We start from the raw sequence: 17,830 nt of genomic DNA on the forward strand, positions 1-17,830 counted from the left end.
TCTTGTCTCAACCAACCGTCTTCCTGTACCAGATAATACCGGCTTTCCCTATATTCTTCACATTCTGCATGACCAGCTCCTTTGTCCACCCATACATACCGTCGCACCACCTGTTCGGGTGGGCGAGTATGCAAATCTGCCTGAACTCTTCACCTCTGATAAGACAGATGACATCATCCGTAGACCTCACATCTTGAGTGAGCCGAGTGTTCATACTGTCCTGGGGAGAATCAAGCACGTCCTTTACACGAATGTTCCTGTCAGCCCATGTCCTGCCCGTGTCCGTCAAGTAGAGTACCTGTGAGTAGTCTAGAGAGAAATACGGTTCACCTATTATACCAAATTCCCTGAAATCATAGTCTGCCCAAAGGTCCCTGTTAGACCATGAAACCAAAGGATTACCATGCATGCAGGCTGTGCTCACATCGGCATATCTACGCAGGTCTCCAAGTTCATTTTTGAAGATTTCCAAGGCTTTCTCTTTGTTTCCTTTCGCTTTATCCATGACCTCATAATGGAAGCCAACCTCATGACCAAGTTCAGCGACCTCCTTTATTGCATCAGGGATGAAAACATCCTTCACATGCCTGAAATAGTACGTGGAACTTATACCAAACTCATGCTCGAGACGTGCCATTTTAAGGTTCCTTTCTACTGAACGATCTACATCATGACGCAGTATTATGCACTTACCTTCAGGAGCTTGCTGTAGATAATTTCGCACATTTGTTGTGCTATATGCACTGGCACATATAGCTTCCAATAACTCTTTGTAAATGGATAATGTAAAATCTCTCAACGTTATTACCCCCAATGAACACAAACTTATGCTATTAAGTTTCTCAAGTAAGAAAAACCTTACCTTTACATACATAGCAAATAAAAAATAAGTATAACAATATTATATAAAAGTACTTAGTTTAGATGCCAGGGTTGCTCAAATAAATATTTATAGCATTCCACAGAACATCACATAAGATAAAAATGCATGATGAAAACAAAAACATAATCATTATTCTGTTAGTACTCGCACTTTTCACGGGGGCAACAATAGAACTCAGTGAAGGTTCTACCGCAATTGGCGTAGTACTTTTCATAATAGCTGCAATCCTTATCACAAGAATGAAATTAAGAGGAGATGAAGGATTACAGAGTTCAAGAAACTTCATGCTTATAGGTGGTTTCATACTAGCTGCAGATCTCATATATAATTATGTGAACAGCAGTGAACTGGGAACACTAGATTCAATGGTCTTTTTCCTTGGAATATCATTGATTGCAATTGGCACTGGGAAGAAGGATATTAAACAACTTGGAGAATTCGGATTATATATATCCTCTGTATTCACCGGACTATACTTGATATTCTATTCATTCTTCGGATATTTCAATATTGATTTTCTGCATCTCTTTGACCATTATCTTGTCCTTATGCCAACTGTGGCAATTATAAAATTATTTGGAATACCTGTTGAGATAATAGCCACTGAAACAGTTATACTTTACGGAGCCGAAACCATGACTATCACAATCGGCGGACCCTGTTCTGGCCTATACTCAATGTTCCTGCTTATCGGCATTGTAGCCGGCTACTCAAGAATGGAGAAAATGGATATAAAAAGGACATTTGGTTTGTTGGTCTTTGCGGTTCTTATCGCATATTTTGCTAATCTCATCAGGGTCATCATACTCTACATCACTGCATACTTATATGGAATGGACATTATGATGATAGTCCACACACATGTAGGCTGGATGATATTTGCTGCCACTGCCGGCGCCATCATGTATATAATTAATAGAAAATAACAGAAATAATTGAACACAATTTAGCGTCCTATTAATTTCTTTTTGAATATCTTTATGGATATAACCATAAGAACTATGACTGTCCCCACATAAACGAAGCTAAGTCCAAATACAAGCAGGAATTGGAAATCCTTAAGCATAAAAGTAATAACTACTATCAGACCGAATAGAATTATCAAATAAGATACAAAACTGAACATCATTGCTTTTTGCCAGTCTTTAAGGCTTGTATAAAAATAATTGATCTCTGAAAACATGTTTAAACCTCAACTCCATCCAATCTTTTTCTAATTAGTTTTTCCTGACGTATGTCAGCATCTACTTCGGCAATGGCCTTCAAACGTGCTGCAAGATCTGGCTTCATATCAAAGAAAGAGAGATGAATATCGAAAAAAGACTTGACCTTAACAGGATTTATGACATACAAATGAACATGCCCAGGGTTAAAATACTCTATGGAATTAAGAAGTATATCATTATGCAATCTCTTTAGTGCAGAAGATAACACAGCTTTATTCTTCATTACCTTTACAACTTCAACATCAGCTTTTGATGTTAAATCTGAAGCACCGACATAAACAATAAGGGAACATGGTAGCATAACAATACCCATAACAACAAACCGTATGAATTTTGGAATAAGATCATCCTCCTGGCCAAAACCAGTGAGCATAGCTACCCATAAAGCAATGGTCGATAATGAGGCAATGATACCTGCAACCATTGCCACAAACGTATTCTGAGCTACATTACCCTCTTTTATGCGAGCCAGTTCTCTGGCGAAGATTATTTCCAGCTCATCATCCCCCAGAAGATTCATCACTCTTCTGGAAAAAACAATATGAGATCTCTTTTTAGAACCCACTGTAAAAATCACCGGAACTGATGATTCAAATAAGTGAATTTCAGGCCTTTCCACAGAAAAGGTACCTGCAAGGTGATCAAGAATCTTGTATATTTTTGTAAATTCGCCTGATGGTATATCCATGCACCCATACCATTTCAGAATTAGACGTGGGGATGAAAGATAGACCAATCTGCTCATTACCAGAATTATAACAAAACTCACGATTCCTAAAACCAAACCTCCCAAGTAAAAAGCGATTGATACCGCAGGCAGAGTGATTATAATAAACAGAAGATATATCCAGATATTTTTCTTGATGAACATCCCTCTCACATATAATTAAAGTTTTTTTAAAGATGATATACAATGGCACCCTATACTTATATATTTTAGCAAATAATTACATTCAATCTATTAAATATTTCATTCATATTTCATAACCAAGATAACTTTCAAGGATCAAGTGAATAAATGTTTGGCAAAAATAAATGCAGATATACTCAGGATCTGAAAATAATATACTTGATATCATTGCTATCACTCGTGTTTATCCTGATTCCGCCTTTCAGTGAAACCCCATTAAGGATACCTTTTGCATTAATCTTGATCTTTTTTGTACCAGGGTATGCATTTATTTCCGCCATGTTTCCGGGAAACCGGGAAATCTCAGGAATGGAAAGATTCACACTAAGCATTGGTTTTAGTATTATTATTATGGTTTTTGATGGATTTCTCATCAGCCTTACTGTGTGGAAATTCAGGCCAAATTCACTTACCATTTCACTTGTGTTGCTCACATTCATATTTGGAGCCGTAGCTCATCTGGCGAGGAAACGCCTTCCACTAGAAGAGCAGTTTTATTTTTCATATAGAGATTTTATCCATTCCCTAACAGCACCGGAAACATGCAACATTGATGAGGAAGAGGAGGAGATTTGCTACGACGAGAACATGGAAGACAAAAAGTTTGCTGCCAAAAACAGGAAAAAGATTTCCTCTATGCAAAAACCAGCAAAGAACATGAAAAAACCTGCGTTGCAAATCAGTGAAAAATTACATCCTAAAATCACAAAGACCCTCATAATAGCAATGGTGCTTTCAATCATCGTTGCAGGCTCAATGTTTGCCTATGCAAAAGCCACCAGAGAAAAAGAGGCTTTCACTACACTTTACATACTTGGCCCTGACGGTAAAGCTGAGAATTATCCAGAGAACTTCTCAACAAGTGACCCTATTCATATTATTGCAGGCATCGAAAACTTTGAGTATGCACAAGAAAACTACACACTTGAGATTATTCTGGATGGGACTACACTTAACACAATGGAAATTACTCTTGATTACAAAGAAAAATGGGAGAAAGAACTTACTATAGCTCCTACTGAATTAAAGCAGGGCAGGCAGAAACTACAACTTGTCTTGTTTAAGGATGATACTGAAGGAAGTTCTTACAGGTCGGTTCACCTTTGGGTTAATCAGGTGATTAGCAGTGAACCTGTCCTGACTAAAGAAAATGAAGTCATCGACTTTACTAAAATAATTAATCCTTCTATGGACACAGATGATGGCTGGGAGTTCACAACAACGAACGAAATCATGGCAACAGGATATTATATGAATGGATCTGGCATATACTCATCAAGGGCATTTATTATCAATGCAAGTTATGAGGGCATGGCTGACCAGTTCACCACCACACTACAACAGCTAATCCACAGCAATGAATCCGCCAATGTGATCCTGTCATGTTACATTAAAGATACATACACCAAAGGCAAAGCTGATAAGGAGGAGACCCGATATAAGAGAATAGTATTCAATAATGAGCTTATATGGACCGACGGCATTAATGGGGACGAGGGATGGCAACATATTCAGGTGCCGGTTACACTAAAGGAAGGTAACAACACCCTTTCCATTGCCCTTCTTCAAGGAAGCCTTCAGACAACGTATCCGGTTGAAATGATAATAGATGAGGTCACGTTCATGCCGGAATCAGCTTTTTCACCATATGTAAGAGCAGACAATACAATTGAATTTGAACTTCCGGTATCAAAAGTATCACCACTTTCGAAAACAAGTGATACCAAGTTTACTGTTGAGTGGAATGGAACTGACACCGGATCCGGAATATATTATTACGACATACAATATTCTATAAATGGAACCACATGGAAGAACTGGTTAACAAAAACCACAATGACTTCTGCAGAGTTTGAAGGAATGGAAGGAGTGACATATTACTTCAGGTCTATAGCCGTTGATAATGCACTCAATAAAGAAATGGAGAAATCAACACCTGATACTAGTACTACCATTGACACTTCTGCACCAACGATCGAACTGGACATCACACCAAATCCTACAAGTGATGTGACATACCTCACAGTGGAAGCTAACAAGCCGCTTCTATCAGTAAAATGTATTATCACTCCCCGCAATTTCGGTTCAGTGGAAAACGTAAGACTTGCTACTACAGATAATATCACATGGACAAGTAAGTATACAATCGAAGTGCAGGATACCTATGATATTGAGATAATTGCTAAAGATTATTCTAACAACACGGCTTACACGTTTGGTACCTTGTACACAGATGAGACTCTTGAAGAACTTAACATTGATTTCGAGCCAGAAAAAACATCGGATGAGGTAAAGATAACCATTACATGCTCCACTGCACTGAAAGGGGAACCTACAGTAGTTGTAAAGGACAGGTATGGTTACAAGCTAGAAGTGAATTTAGAAAGCTCAGATGATAATGAATATGTATACATTGCTACAACAGATGATGAGGATTTTGATTATACAATTAGAGATGGGATAGCGCGTGTAACAGTCACCGCAAAAACTCTTGACTCACTAACACTCTACGAAGAAGGCACTTTCATTATAGACAGAGTAGATCCCACAATAAAAAGCTTCAGTCCTGATGATGACGAAACAGTAGAAACTGGTAGTCCATCCATCCAAGCATTATATTCAGATGACCGTGCAGGAATCGACAAAACAAAGGTCAAACTCTTGGTTAACGGAGTAGACGTAACGGATGTTGCGGATGTCGGGTATAGCTCTATATATTATGTTGCACAGGGACTGGAAAATGGAAAAGTTGAAGTTCAACTTTCAGTAACCGATCAAGCAGGTAATACAAAAGAGGAAGAATGGACATTCTATGTATCAATATAAATATATCATCATAATGATGAGTATGAGTTTAGTAAAGAATTACAAAAGTATATATAGTGATAGTGCAGAATAGTTTATAACTAAGAATCTTTGAAATATAAGAGGTGGTACTAAAATGAAGAAATTATTAGTGATACTAGCAGTTTTTGCTCTGTTTATAGGGACTGCAGCAGCAAACCCATACAATGGAGCAATTTATACAGAGGACGGTTCAGCAGAAGCACCAAATAATATTATTATTCAGCCCGGTGAAACACAAACATACAGCTACTATGGAGTTAGTTTCACAGCTCCAAACCTTGTCCTAGAATATCATGCAACAGTATACCCATTAAATGCAGCTGCACAGGCAAGTGATATGACAGTGACATTTGCCCATCCAAATATGGAGCCAGGGCTAAATGACCCATATATGGATTATGCGGTATTTACAGTTCATCTGGATGAAAATGCAAATCCAAATGGAGAATGGAGGATAGTCATATCAGCTGGTGACGCAAGCTCTGCTTCATCAGATTGGGGTTCCGCATCAAGAGACTTTGAAGTACCTGAATTCCCAACAATCGCACTCCCAGTAGCTGCAATCCTTGGTCTTGCATTCTTTATGCAGCGCCGCAAGGAAGAGTAAGTAAATTAACTTACTCCTATTTTCTTTTTTGAATCTTATTTACTCATTCTAACTCTAAAACTTATATTCTTTTAAACCCATACTTCCCTGAATAACATCAGAAGATGATTGTCATGGAAGAACTAATTACAAAATTATCAAATGCTCATGGAATATCCGGTAGTGAAGGAAATATAAGAAATATTCTTGAGGAAGAACTCAAACCCTACGTCGACGAGATGAGAACTGACAAAATGGGAAATCTCATAGCTGTCAGAAAAGGTGAAGGACCTTCAATAATGCTTGCTGCACACATGGATGAAATTGGCCTGATGGTCAAGTACATCGATGATAATGGTTTCCTCAAATTTGTAAAGATAGGGGGATGGTATGACCCTACACTGCATAGCCAGAGAGTTATTGTCCATACCACAAAAGGCCCCATACCAGGTGTTATAGGATCAAAACCACCACATGTTATGAAACCTGAAGACAGGAAGAAACCACCTGAAGCAAAAGATATGTTCATTGACATTGGTGCAAAGGACAAAGAAGATGCCATGAACATGGGCATAATCGTTGGCACACCTGTTTCCATGGACCGTGAAGTAAAGAAACTTGCAAATGGCAAGATAACTGGTAAAGCATTCGACAACAGGGCAGGATGTGCAATTATGATTGATGCCATGCGCCAGATAGCAGAGCTTGATATCAAGGCAACCATCTATGCTGTTGGAACCGTACAGGAAGAGGTTGGTCTTAAAGGAGCACGTACTTCAGCTTTCGGACTTGATCCCGATATTGCAATAGCAATTGACACCACAATTCCAGGAGATCACCCGGGCATGAGCAAGAATGAATCCTCACTTGACACAGGAAAAGGTGGTGTTATAACAATAGCTGATGCAGCAGGAAGAGGAATTATCGCTTCACCACAAGTTATCAAATGGCTCATAGAAACTGCTGAAAAGAATGAGATTGCATACCAGACAGACGTAGGGGATGGCGGTACAACCGATGCAACGGCAATCCACCTTACAAGAGAGGGAATCCCATCCACAGTGCTCAGTGTTGCAACAAGATATATCCACTCACCTGTGGAAGTTCTTGACCTTGCAGACCTGCAGAGCTGCTCAGACCTTATTGCAAAGGCGGCTCTCAGCGTAAATGACTATTTTTAATTCTGGACATATCTAAAGCAAATAGGAATTGAGATATGACCTACAGGGGATGTATTCCCCTGCTCATCTTCGTGATGAATCATGATAAATTAATCGTTATACATATATAGCACTTCAGTGTATCCCTCTAAGCTGTTGCTACCCAGTGACAGACAAATATCGTGAGGGATTATATTATTCGAAAATGTCCGGTTTTTAGACACAACTCTTAGAGACGGCGAACAGACACCAGGCGTAGCGCTTACCAGCAAGGATAAGGTAGACATTGCCACTAAGCTTGATGAGCTTGGCGTTAATGTCATCGAAGCGGGCTCAGCCATCACCTCAGAAGGTGAAAGAGAATCCATAAGAGCCGTTGTTGCTGAAGGATTGAACGCAGAGATCTGCAGCTATTGCAGGATCATGAAACCAGATGTGGATTATGCACTGGCATGCGATGTCGATTCAATTCACCTTGTGGCACCTGTATCTGACTTACACATCAATGTGAAGCTCAAGAAGGACAGGGAAGCTGTCAGGAAGATGGCTATTGAGACCACAGAATATGCAAAGGAACATGGTCTTATTGTAGAACTCAGCGGTGAAGACGCCTCCAGAGCAGATGTTGACTTCCTCAAGTCATTATATAATGACGGAGTTGATGCAGGTGCAGACAGACTATGTTATTGCGACACTATAGGATTACTTGTACCTGAAAAGGCAGAACTTATTTTCAGTGATATCTGCTCAGCAGTAAAGGCACCGGTCAGTATTCACTGCCACAATGACTTTGGTCTTGGAACTGCCAATACAATAGCAGCCTTAAGAGGAGGAGCACAGCAGGCCCACGTGACCATTAACGGAATAGGTGAAAGAGCCGGAAATACTGCGCTGGAAGAAGTTGTGATGACCATTGAATGGTTATACAAACACAAGACCGGAATTAACACAAAAGAGATCTTCAAGACCTCAAGACTCGTAAGCAGACTCACAGGCATACCTGTAGCACCTAACAAAGCACTTACAGGCGGTAATGCATTTACCCATGAGGCAGGTATTCACGTACATGGATTACTGGCTGACACGGCAACATATGAGCCAATAAAGCCAGAGGTACTTGGAAGAGAAAGGAAGATCGTCCTTGGAAAACATGCAGGTAAGAGTTCTGTTACCCTTGCTGTAAAAGAAATGGGATTTGAGGTTGATGATTCCCAGTTGCATGAGATACTTAACCGTGTAAAGGAACTGGGAGACCACGGCAAGAAAGTAACCGATGCAGACCTGCAGGCAATCACTGATACTGTCCTCAATATACAGAGAGAAGCAAAAGTAGTCCTTGAAGAATATACAGTAGTGTCAGGTAATAGGGTTACACCTACTGCATCCGTTAAACTTAAGGTAGAAGGGAAAGAGGTCGTAGAAGCAGGTATTGGAGACGGACCCGTGGATGCTGCTTTTGCAAGCATCAAGAAGGGAATATCCGGCATTGCTGATGTTCAGCTTGAAGAATATCACGTCGATGCGATCAGCGGTGGTACTGATGCCTTAGTAGAAGTACTTGTGAAACTCTCAAAGGATGGAAAGATGGTCACATCCAGAGGATCACGCACCGACATAGTAATGGCATCCGTGGAAGCTGTTCTTAACGGAATAAACCGCCTTATCTGATGTATCAGAAACATATAAGGCAGATACTAGCAATTAACGCAGATAATTTACATTTCAGAGGTTTCATATGACTGAATCGACGGAAAAAATGACAGGTGCCCGAGCCCTCATCGAGTGCCTGTACAGAGAAGGCGTAGACACCATATTCGGATATCCCGGCGGTGTACTGCTCCCCATATATGACGAACTTTATGACGCGGACATCCGTCACATACTTGTCCGCCACGAACAGGCTGCTGCCCACGCAGCAGAAGGGTATGCAAGGGCAACAGGAAAGACCGGAGTCTGTATTGCAACTTCCGGACCTGGTGCAACAAATCTTGTAACCGGAATTGCAAACGCATACATGGACTCCATACCAATGGTGGTTTTCACCGGACAGGTACCAAGCAGTCTTTTAGGTAACGATGCATTCCAGGAAGCAAATATCACAGGCATTACAATGCCAATCACAAAGCACAATTACCTTGTACAGGATGCAAATGAACTTCCAAAGGTCATCAAGGAAGCATTCCACATAGCATCCACTGGTAGGCCAGGACCGGTACTCGTTGACCTTCCTAAAGATATTACAGTACAGGAAATTGACTTCTACTACCCTGACAAAGTTGATCTTAGAGGCTACAAACCAACATACCAGGGCAACCTGCAGCAGGTGAAAAGAGCTGCTTCTGCAATTAAAGAATCAAAGAATCCTGTGATCTATGCTGGTGGCGGTGTCATAAGTTCCGATGCAAGTAAAGAACTACGCGAACTTGCAGAGAAAATAAAGGCACCTGTGACTACAACCCTTACAGGTATGGGAGGATTCCCTGTTGAACATGAGCTTTTCCTTGGGATGCCAGGAATGCACGGTGCAAAATATGCAAACTATGCCATACAGGAATCTGATCTTCTTATTGCAGTAGGTGCAAGGTTCGATGACAGAGTTACCGGAAAACTCAAAGCTTTTGCATCCAACGCAAAGATCATCCACATAGACATTGACCCGGCAGAGATATCAAAGAATGTCAAAGTAGACATTCCAATAGTAGGAGATGCAAAATGGATTCTCCAGAAACTTCTGAAATATGCAGAACCTGCACAGTCTGAAAAATGGCTTGACAGGATTGCACACTGGAAGAAAGTCCATCCACTTCATTATGTCGAACCTGCAACAGGTGACGGAATCAAACCTCAGTACATTATAGAGCAGATAACTGAAGCCTGCAAAGATGCTATTATAGTTACTGAAGTCGGACAGCACCAGATGTGGGCTGCACAGTACTTCAAATTCAGTGAGCCAAGGACATTTATCACATCAGGCGGACTTGGAACAATGGGTTACGGATTCCCTGCATCTATCGGTGCAAAGATAGCAAGACCTGACAAGGTTGTCTTTGACATTGCAGGTGATGGTTCATTCCAGATGAACTCACAGGAACTTGCGACTGCAGTTCAGGAGAATGTACCGGTCATTGTTGCTGTTTTCAATAACGGATACCTTGGAATGGTAAGGCAGTGGCAGGAACTTTTCCACAACAGAAGGTATTCTGCAACCTGCATCCAGAACAGCGTTGACTTTGTTAAACTTGCAGAAGCATACGGTGCACTGGGACTCAGAGCCACCAAGCGTGATGAAGTACGCCCTGTAATAGAAGAGGCTATTGCATCAGGCAGGCCAACAGTCATTGACTTTGTTGTTGAAGAGGAGGAGAACGTATCCCCAATGGTACCGGCAGGTGCTGCTATCAACGAAATACTTGACCTGGAGAGGAAAGAATGAGACATACACTTGCAGTTCTGGTCGAGAACAAATACGGAGTACTCTCAAGAGTCGCAGGAATGTTCTCCAGAAGAGGTTATAACATTGACAGTCTTACAGTAGGAGTCACCGATGACCCTACAATTTCCCGCATGACCATTGTAGTCATGGGAGATGATGAAGTACTGGAACAGGTTATGAAGCAGCTTAACAAGCTCATCGATGTGATCAGGGTCACAGACCTTAAATCCGAGGAATCTGTTGAAAGAGAACTGGCTTTGATAAAGGTCAACTCAGATGTAACAAACCGTTCCGAGATCATGCAGATAGCAGATATATTCCGCGCCCGTATCATTGATGTTGCTTCAAAATCCATGATTATTGAAGTAACTGGTGACGATGGCAAAATCACTGCGATCGAGCAGTTGCTCAGGCCGTTCGGAATAAAGGAAATGGTGAGAACCGGAAAGGTTGCACTTAGAAGAGGACAGAAGAGTTCTTAATTATTCAAACACTTATAGGTGTTTTAATTATAAATGACAAATTTTAGAGGTACATACAATGGCACAAATGTATTATGATAACGATGCAGACCTTAACTTGCTTAAAGGTAAAAAGATCGCAGTAATGGGTTACGGAAGCCAGGGACATGCACAGGCACAGAACCTGCATGACTCAGGACTTGATGTAACAGTTGGTCTTAGAGCAGGCAGCAGACGCTGGAAACAGGCAGAGGAAGATGGCCTTAAGGTCATGACCGTTGCAGAAGCAGCAAAGATGGCAGATGTCATCCAGATCCTCCTCCCTGATGAGACACAGGCACAGGTCTACTACAATGAGATCGAGCCAGGACTTGAAGCAGGTAACGCGATCGTATTCTCACACGGATTCAACATCCACTACAACCAGATCATCCCACAGAAGGACATCGATGTCTACATGGTAGCTCCAAAGAGCCCTGGACACCTTGTCAGAAGAACATACGTTGATGGTGCTGGAGTTCCAGGTCTTGTAGCAGTCTACCAGGATGCAACAGGAAAAGCAATGGACCTTGCACTTGCACATGCAAAGGGTGTAGGATGTACCCGTGCAGGAGTCTACAAGACATCATTCCGCGAGGAAACCGAGACTGACCTCTTTGGTGAGCAGGTAGACCTCTGTGGTGGTGTCGCTTCACTCATCAAGACTTCCTTTGAAGTACTTGTTGAAGCAGGTTACCAGCCTGAGATGGCATACTTCGAGACATGCCACGAGCTTAAGCTCATCGTCGACCTTATTCACGAGGGCGGACTTGACAAGATGTGGTACTCAGTATCCAACACTGCAGAATACGGCGGAATGACCGTAGGTCCAAAGGTCATCAACGAGCTTTCCAGAGAAGCTATGTACGAAGCTCTTGACAGGATCCAGAACGGAGAATTCGCCCGTGAATTCGTACTCGAAGGCAAGGCTAACAGGCCAGTCCTTACCGCAATGGAGAGACAGGACAGGGAACACCCACTGGAAGTCATTGGTAAGGAAATCAGAGCTAAGATGCCATGGCTTAACAGTGAGCTTAACGAAAAGTAGACCTATTGGTCTACACAACCTTTTTTTATTCTTTACTACATGATATTCTTTTGAATAATTTCCTTCTAACCGGAGGTATCGATATGCCTGAAGTAATTGACACAATCCTTTCAAGAAGAAGTATCAGAAAATATACAGAAGAAGCAGTATCTGATGAAGATATCATAACTATACTTGAATCCGCAAGGTGGGCACCGTCCGGCTTGAATAACCAGCCATGGAAGTTCATAGTCATCAAGGACAAGGGAAACATGGAAAAACTTGCGGACTGTACACATTATTCTAAAATAATCCGGAATGCACCCCTGCTAATAGCAGTTTACCTTGACACTGAAACTATGTACAACAAAACAAAGGATATACAGGCCATCGGTGCAGCTATACAGAACATGTTGCTTGCCTGCTGTGACCTAGGACTTGGTGCAGTATGGCTGGGAGAGATACTGAACCAGTCAGATAAAGTTAACTTGATTCTCAATTGTCCTGATTCTCTGGAGCTAATGGCAGTACTTGCAATTGGCAAACCTGCTGACAGCGGTAAAAGTCCATCCCGCAAAGAACTTCAAGATATTGTTTTCAGTGAAGAATACGGAGAAAAGTTTTGATAATATGCATTAACAATCGCAAAAATCAGACATAAAATTGGGAGGCAGAGACGAATTGTGATAAATTGGAGGTATATTGGAGGTAGTAGATCGGCTTGACCCATTTGTGTAGTAGACATGATCAGGAAATAGGCCTACAATTCGTCTCTAATCCCTAGAAGGGATTTTATCATATATAAAGCTTTTTCAGTTTTGGCATTAAATCAAGGAAAACTGATTTAATGATAAATCAGATTTGATTGATTAATCATTAAGAACTACTATTTACCAGAACATTTCCTATTAGCACAAAACTCCTCAGCATCTTGTTTTTGTTCCTTGACACGAAGTATATGCCACCCACAGTGTTCACATAACCTGTCAAGTATAGTAAGTCTACCTGATTTAGGCACAGATTGTGTGTGCCCGCATCTGTTAGTACAACCAAGGAAGCGGGAATCTTTTGTAGTGATCAGGAACATCGAACCGTCACAGACCGGACACGGACCTACAATTTCTGGCGGAAAACATTTCTTTTCCAGATCACAGGTAAAACATGGACCAATTCCCACAGCCCAGTTATACTTGTTGCCCACCTTCATTACCGCAACACCACCTTTTTCACACTGCTGAGAGCGCAGAACAGTAAGCACACCTGCCTTTGGCAGGGGATAAGTATTCTTACATTCAGGATATCCAGTGCAACCTACGAAGCGTCCTTTTTCAGTCTTGATCATGTGCAGCATTCTTCCACATTCAGGGCAGGTGCCAACAAAGTTCTTCTTATCCGTAGCAACCTGCTCATCCACAATAGTACCTGCCATTCTGGCAGCAATTGCATCTTTGCTTGATGTTAGCTGAGAATACATCTGCTTTATCAGAGTTGTTCCTTCTGAAAGAGCAGACTCGAGTGATTTCTTCCCATCTTCCACATCCTGTATGAGTGATTCAATACGAGCCCTAATCTCAGGCTGTACAAGTATAGGAACCGTGGCATCCAGCGTATCCATCAGAGTAAAGCCAGTATCCAGAATAGCAATAGTCTTACCTTTAGTTTCGAAATACCCTCTTTTCTTGTTGGTTTCTATATGACTTGGAGCCGTGGCTTTGGTACCAATACCATGCTTATCCATCAGAGTAAGAAGTTCAGCCTCTGTGAGTCTTTTAGGAGGAGTGGTTTCGGATTTTGTATTCTTTAGTTCCTTTACAGCAACCTCGTCCTTTTCCTCGATCAAAGGCAGTAGTTTGTCATTTTTGGTTTCAAAAGGATAAACATCAAGCCAGCCCGGATTTGTCAGAATTGAACCTGTTACATCAAATATCTCGCCACCAACAAGGATTTCCAATCGGGTTTTCTCAAATATGGCAGACTCCATAAGATTTGCAAGAAAATGTCTCACAACAAGATCGTAGATTTTCCACGCATTCGGCATTCTGACACCCTTTTCGATGTCATCTTTTGATGCTGCCTTAATTGGGTGAATAGGCGGGTGGTCATGCCCATCTTTAGTCCCGTTCCGGCAAGTAATCTCACCTGCGGAGAGGATTGTCAGTGCATATTTCTGGTAGATACCTGATGAGAAAGCTACCAGTTTGGATTTAAAATCAAAATCATCAGCATATTTGTTAGTCTCTGTCCTCGGATAACTCGTAAATCCTGAAAGATATAGCTGCTCTGCTGTTTCCAGAGCTTCCTCAGGACTAACACCCAGGAACTTGGAAGCTCTTTTGAGAAACTCAGTTGTATTCAACGGATAAGGAGGATTAGTACGAGCCTCTTTTACGCTCTTCTTATCCACAAGACCGGTCTTGCAATCCTTTATGCGAGCAAAGATCTCATTAGCCTTTTCTTTTTCATGAATGTTTCCGGCCCTGTGAACACCGGTGAAATCCGCACCTTTTGAATTTAAAAGTGCTTCTATTTTCCAGAAGTCCTTTGACTTGAAGTTTTTGATCAGTTTCTCCCTCTCATAAACAAAACCACAAGTAGGAGTCTGGCACGGACCAATTGAGATAACCCCTTTGGTACGAGCTTTCTCCCTTACGGACAATGTCATGAAGCGGGTAAACGCTGCACCCATTTTAAGATCAAGAATCTGTCTGGCTTCTGCTGACATTGCCATATTATAGTCAGGTTCAACAAGGTTTGAAAAAGCGTTTTTGATCTCACTGGCAGAAAGTGATGAGAATCGTGCTCTTTTGACCGGCAGTGAAGCCACCCTTTCAGCAATTTCCTTTGCTTCAAATCCGATATTCTCCCCTTCCCTGTCAAAGTCGCATGCAAGGACAACTTCTTCAGCGCCGCTTGCAAGAAGTGATATTGCAGCAGCATATGGTTTTTTTGTAACATTCTTCACAGGAGGTGTATCCAGAAGGACAGCCGGGTCACATTCACGCCAGTTGTTGAACTGTTCCGGGAAATCATAACCCATGATGTGACCGGCAAGTCCCATTATCCTCCATTCTTTGCCGTTCATCTTAAAGTCATAAACAGGAATGCTTTCCACCGAAGCCCGGTTAAAGTGCCCTCCGCTGAGAATACTTGCTATCTGGGAAGCTGCTTTGTTTTTTTCCGTGAATACGACTATGGACATGCTGCAACCCTATGTTCTGATTATAGATAAAAATTGAGCTTGCAGGGTGAAAGTGATAATTGAAGTCATAGTTACTTGATGTGACCTCATAATTTTCTACCGAATTAATTATATATTAAAAAATAATAAAATATTTTATGAAATATATTAGTGATTAGTGCATGAACTTAAAAAATAACTACAAGCATACATTAATAATTCTCGTGATAATTTCTATTTTGTTTGTAGCAATGTTTTGTGCTATCTCCGCCTATCACAGAACTTCTGGCTACAGTAGTGAGATTCCAATCAGACCGTGGAACATAATAGACCCCCAGTCAGAATATGGAATAGAACTGACATATATAGCAGAAAAAGCAATCGAGAAGGAATGTTTTGACACTAACTATATTTCAATTCAAAATATTGTCCAATATGCACCAAATGCACCAAATGCTGCAATGCTGAAATTCCAGAGTGCAAAGGTTTTGTCCAGTGCTAAGATATACTCATGCGAAGACTTTGCTGATACGGGAACCATTACATTTTTCGAACCTGATCTTGACGTATATGACGTTTATAATTATCATATGGGAATCTACGAAAATCATTTGCTGGAAAACAGGAGAAAGTATAGTAAGAACGTTTCAGGCACAATTCAAAAATCAGGATGGGGAAAAGACTACAACTACAGGATAAACGGTGATTCTATAGAACTTATAGACCCTGTGACAAATGATATCGTGTTCATACTACCAGATTACGAAGTTATCCTGAAAGAAAACAGGAATAGTACAATCACGGAGAAGATTAATTCTGAATATCCTTTTGCACAGCAACTGCTTCCTGTTGACGAAGAGAAGCCTTATGCAGTAATAGATGTAACGCAGGAAACAAAAGAAAGCTGGTTAGTCCTGGATGCCTGTTTTGATGAAGAGGAGCTATACTTATTGCACACAGGAGAAATAACACAGGATATTTACAATGTAGTAATCTCGCATACTGTAAGGTATTACGATGAGGAAGAAACAGTAGAGAAGTAATTTCAATTGACTTATGGTTCAAACTATAATGACCATGTTGAGGGCTACATATGAACTTTAAAGAAAATTACAAAATAATATTTATCAGTATTGCAATAATTTTGATTTCCTTTACTGCAGTAATTTATGAAATGGCAGAAGCCCGGAAAAATGTCATAATAGACCCTCAATCAGAATATGGAAGAGAATTAACGTCCATTGCAGAGAAAGCCATTGAGGAGGAAGGTATTGATACTAGATACCTGCACTCCGGAAACCTTGTTCAGAAATCATCGGGCACCATAACATTAACATTTAGTGGTTCCAGGAGTTATTCCGGCGGAGTGATCTATCCCAATGCTGACTTTGATGAAGATGAAACAATTACGTTTTTTGCAGCAGATCTTGACAGATATGATGTTCATAGTTACTACTCACAACCGGAAAATGGAAGAGTATACGATGAAGATGGCTTAATAATGTCTGAAATATACGGACAAGGAAAAAATTGTAGCTACAATATACAGAATAACTCCATAGAACTGATAGACTCTGAAACAAATAAGGTCATGTTCGCTCTATCGGGTTATACAGTTGATAAGGATGAAAATAAAACAGACACAATTGCAGATGAGATCAATTCCAAATATGCCTCTATGCAGCAACCACTTCCTATCGATGAAGAAAAACCTTACATCATTATGGATGTAAATATGAATGATGAAACTGGTCATTTGATGATAGAAACAGCATTCTATAAAGGTCAACTCTACTCAATGCACATACAAGAGAGTACAAAAGAAGAGGATACAAAAAATGGACTCTATACTACGACAATATCTCATGGAGTAAGATATTACGATGAAGAATAGGAAACAGTGTAGGATAATCCCAATCAGGTTTTTACATCGATAAATAAACCATACGCATGCCTTATTAGAATTAAGCCTCAAATTTGCCAGGTATTATCAACTATGGACAATTTGATACTGAGTACTTCAGATATTCCATAAGTCCTGTGAAACATATATATGCCTCTACAATGTATCTGCACCTAA

General features: G+C 40.8%; 16 protein-coding genes. 11 read left to right on the forward strand and 5 right to left on the reverse strand.

The window, feature by feature from the left end; translation table 11 throughout:
* Positions 1-7: 7 nt before the first annotated feature.
* Positions 8-799 (reverse strand): hypothetical protein, encoded by a 792-nt coding sequence (locus RE474_RS01585; RefSeq protein WP_309311243.1) that lies wholly within the window; start codon positions 797-799, stop codon positions 8-10.
* Between the two features lie 185 nt (positions 800-984).
* Here RE474_RS01585 and artC point away from each other — a divergent pair, with 185 nt between their 5' ends.
* Positions 985-1,809 (forward strand): archaeosortase C, encoded by an 825-nt coding sequence (artC, locus tag RE474_RS01590; RefSeq protein WP_309311244.1) that lies wholly within the window; start codon positions 985-987, stop codon positions 1,807-1,809.
* A gap of 20 nt (positions 1,810-1,829) precedes the next feature.
* Here the strand turns inward: artC and RE474_RS01595 are convergent, their stop codons facing one another.
* The 3 genes from RE474_RS01595 to RE474_RS13855 all read right to left on the reverse strand — a co-directional run bounded on the left by RE474_RS01595 (position 1,830) and on the right by RE474_RS13855 (position 3,300).
* Positions 1,830-2,066, reverse strand: coding sequence for a hypothetical protein (locus tag RE474_RS01595; protein ID WP_309311245.1), 237 nt, complete (start codon positions 2,064-2,066; stop codon positions 1,830-1,832).
* 2 nt (positions 2,067-2,068) lie between these two features.
* Positions 2,069-2,893, reverse strand: coding sequence for a M48 family metallopeptidase (locus RE474_RS01600; RefSeq protein ID WP_309311246.1), 825 nt, complete (start codon positions 2,891-2,893; stop codon positions 2,069-2,071).
* Positions 2,894-3,156: 263 nt separating this feature from the next.
* On the reverse strand, positions 3,157-3,300 hold the full coding sequence (locus RE474_RS13855; protein WP_498371328.1) for a hypothetical protein: 144 nt from the start codon (positions 3,298-3,300) through the stop codon (positions 3,157-3,159).
* Between RE474_RS13855 and RE474_RS01605 the strand changes: the two genes are divergently transcribed.
* The 8 genes from RE474_RS01605 to RE474_RS01640 all read left to right on the forward strand — a co-directional run bounded on the left by RE474_RS01605 (position 3,242) and on the right by RE474_RS01640 (position 13,198).
* Positions 3,242-5,845 carry a DUF1616 domain-containing protein gene (locus RE474_RS01605; RefSeq protein WP_498371327.1) on the forward strand — a complete coding sequence of 868 codons (2,604 nt, stop codon included), beginning with the start codon at positions 3,242-3,244 and terminating at the stop codon, positions 5,843-5,845. The two genes, RE474_RS13855 and RE474_RS01605, sit on opposite strands and share 59 nt — an antisense overlap.
* 115 nt (positions 5,846-5,960) lie before the next feature.
* Positions 5,961-6,473, forward strand: a complete 513-nt coding sequence (locus tag RE474_RS01610) for a PEF-CTERM sorting domain-containing protein (RefSeq protein ID WP_309311248.1) — start codon at positions 5,961-5,963, stop codon at positions 6,471-6,473.
* Positions 6,474-6,586: 113 nt separating this feature from the next.
* Positions 6,587-7,633: a M42 family metallopeptidase gene (locus tag RE474_RS01615; RefSeq protein ID WP_309311249.1), complete on the forward strand. Its 1,047-nt coding sequence runs from the start codon at positions 6,587-6,589 to the stop codon at positions 7,631-7,633.
* Positions 7,634-7,804: 171 nt separating this feature from the next.
* Complete coding sequence (locus tag RE474_RS01620; protein ID WP_438861593.1) at positions 7,805-9,280, forward strand: (R)-citramalate synthase; 1,476 nt, start codon at positions 7,805-7,807, stop codon at positions 9,278-9,280.
* Positions 9,281-9,347: 67 nt separating this feature from the next.
* Positions 9,348-11,045 carry an acetolactate synthase large subunit gene (locus tag RE474_RS01625; RefSeq protein WP_309311250.1) on the forward strand — a complete coding sequence of 566 codons (1,698 nt, stop codon included), beginning with the start codon at positions 9,348-9,350 and terminating at the stop codon, positions 11,043-11,045.
* Positions 11,042-11,527, forward strand: a complete 486-nt coding sequence (ilvN, locus tag RE474_RS01630) for an acetolactate synthase small subunit (RefSeq protein ID WP_309311251.1) — start codon at positions 11,042-11,044, stop codon at positions 11,525-11,527. The genes RE474_RS01625 and ilvN overlap by 4 nt, the downstream gene beginning before the upstream one ends.
* Positions 11,528-11,585: 58 nt before the next feature.
* Positions 11,586-12,593 carry a ketol-acid reductoisomerase gene (gene ilvC, locus RE474_RS01635; protein WP_309311252.1) on the forward strand — a complete coding sequence of 336 codons (1,008 nt, stop codon included), beginning with the start codon at positions 11,586-11,588 and terminating at the stop codon, positions 12,591-12,593.
* Positions 12,594-12,676: 83 nt separating this feature from the next.
* Positions 12,677-13,198, forward strand: coding sequence for a nitroreductase family protein (locus RE474_RS01640; protein ID WP_309311253.1), 522 nt, complete (start codon positions 12,677-12,679; stop codon positions 13,196-13,198).
* A gap of 260 nt (positions 13,199-13,458) precedes the next feature.
* Here RE474_RS01640 and RE474_RS01645 read toward each other — a convergent pair whose 3' ends face one another.
* The gene (locus tag RE474_RS01645) at positions 13,459-15,771 is read right to left on the reverse strand and encodes a DNA topoisomerase I (protein ID WP_309311254.1); all 2,313 of its coding nucleotides are present in this window, start codon (positions 15,769-15,771) and stop codon (positions 13,459-13,461) included.
* Positions 15,772-15,932: 161 nt separating this feature from the next.
* Between RE474_RS01645 and RE474_RS01650 the strand changes: the two genes are divergently transcribed.
* Positions 15,933-16,793: a hypothetical protein gene (locus RE474_RS01650; protein WP_309311255.1), complete on the forward strand. Its 861-nt coding sequence runs from the start codon at positions 15,933-15,935 to the stop codon at positions 16,791-16,793.
* A 50-nt stretch (positions 16,794-16,843) separates the two neighbouring features.
* On the forward strand, positions 16,844-17,644 hold the full coding sequence (locus tag RE474_RS01655) for a hypothetical protein (RefSeq protein WP_309311256.1): 801 nt from the start codon (positions 16,844-16,846) through the stop codon (positions 17,642-17,644).
* The last annotated feature ends 186 nt before the right edge of the window (positions 17,645-17,830 follow it).

This window comes from Methanolobus sediminis (assembly GCF_031312595.1).
GTDB classification, from domain to species: Archaea; Halobacteriota; Methanosarcinia; order Methanosarcinales; family Methanosarcinaceae; genus Methanolobus; species Methanolobus sediminis.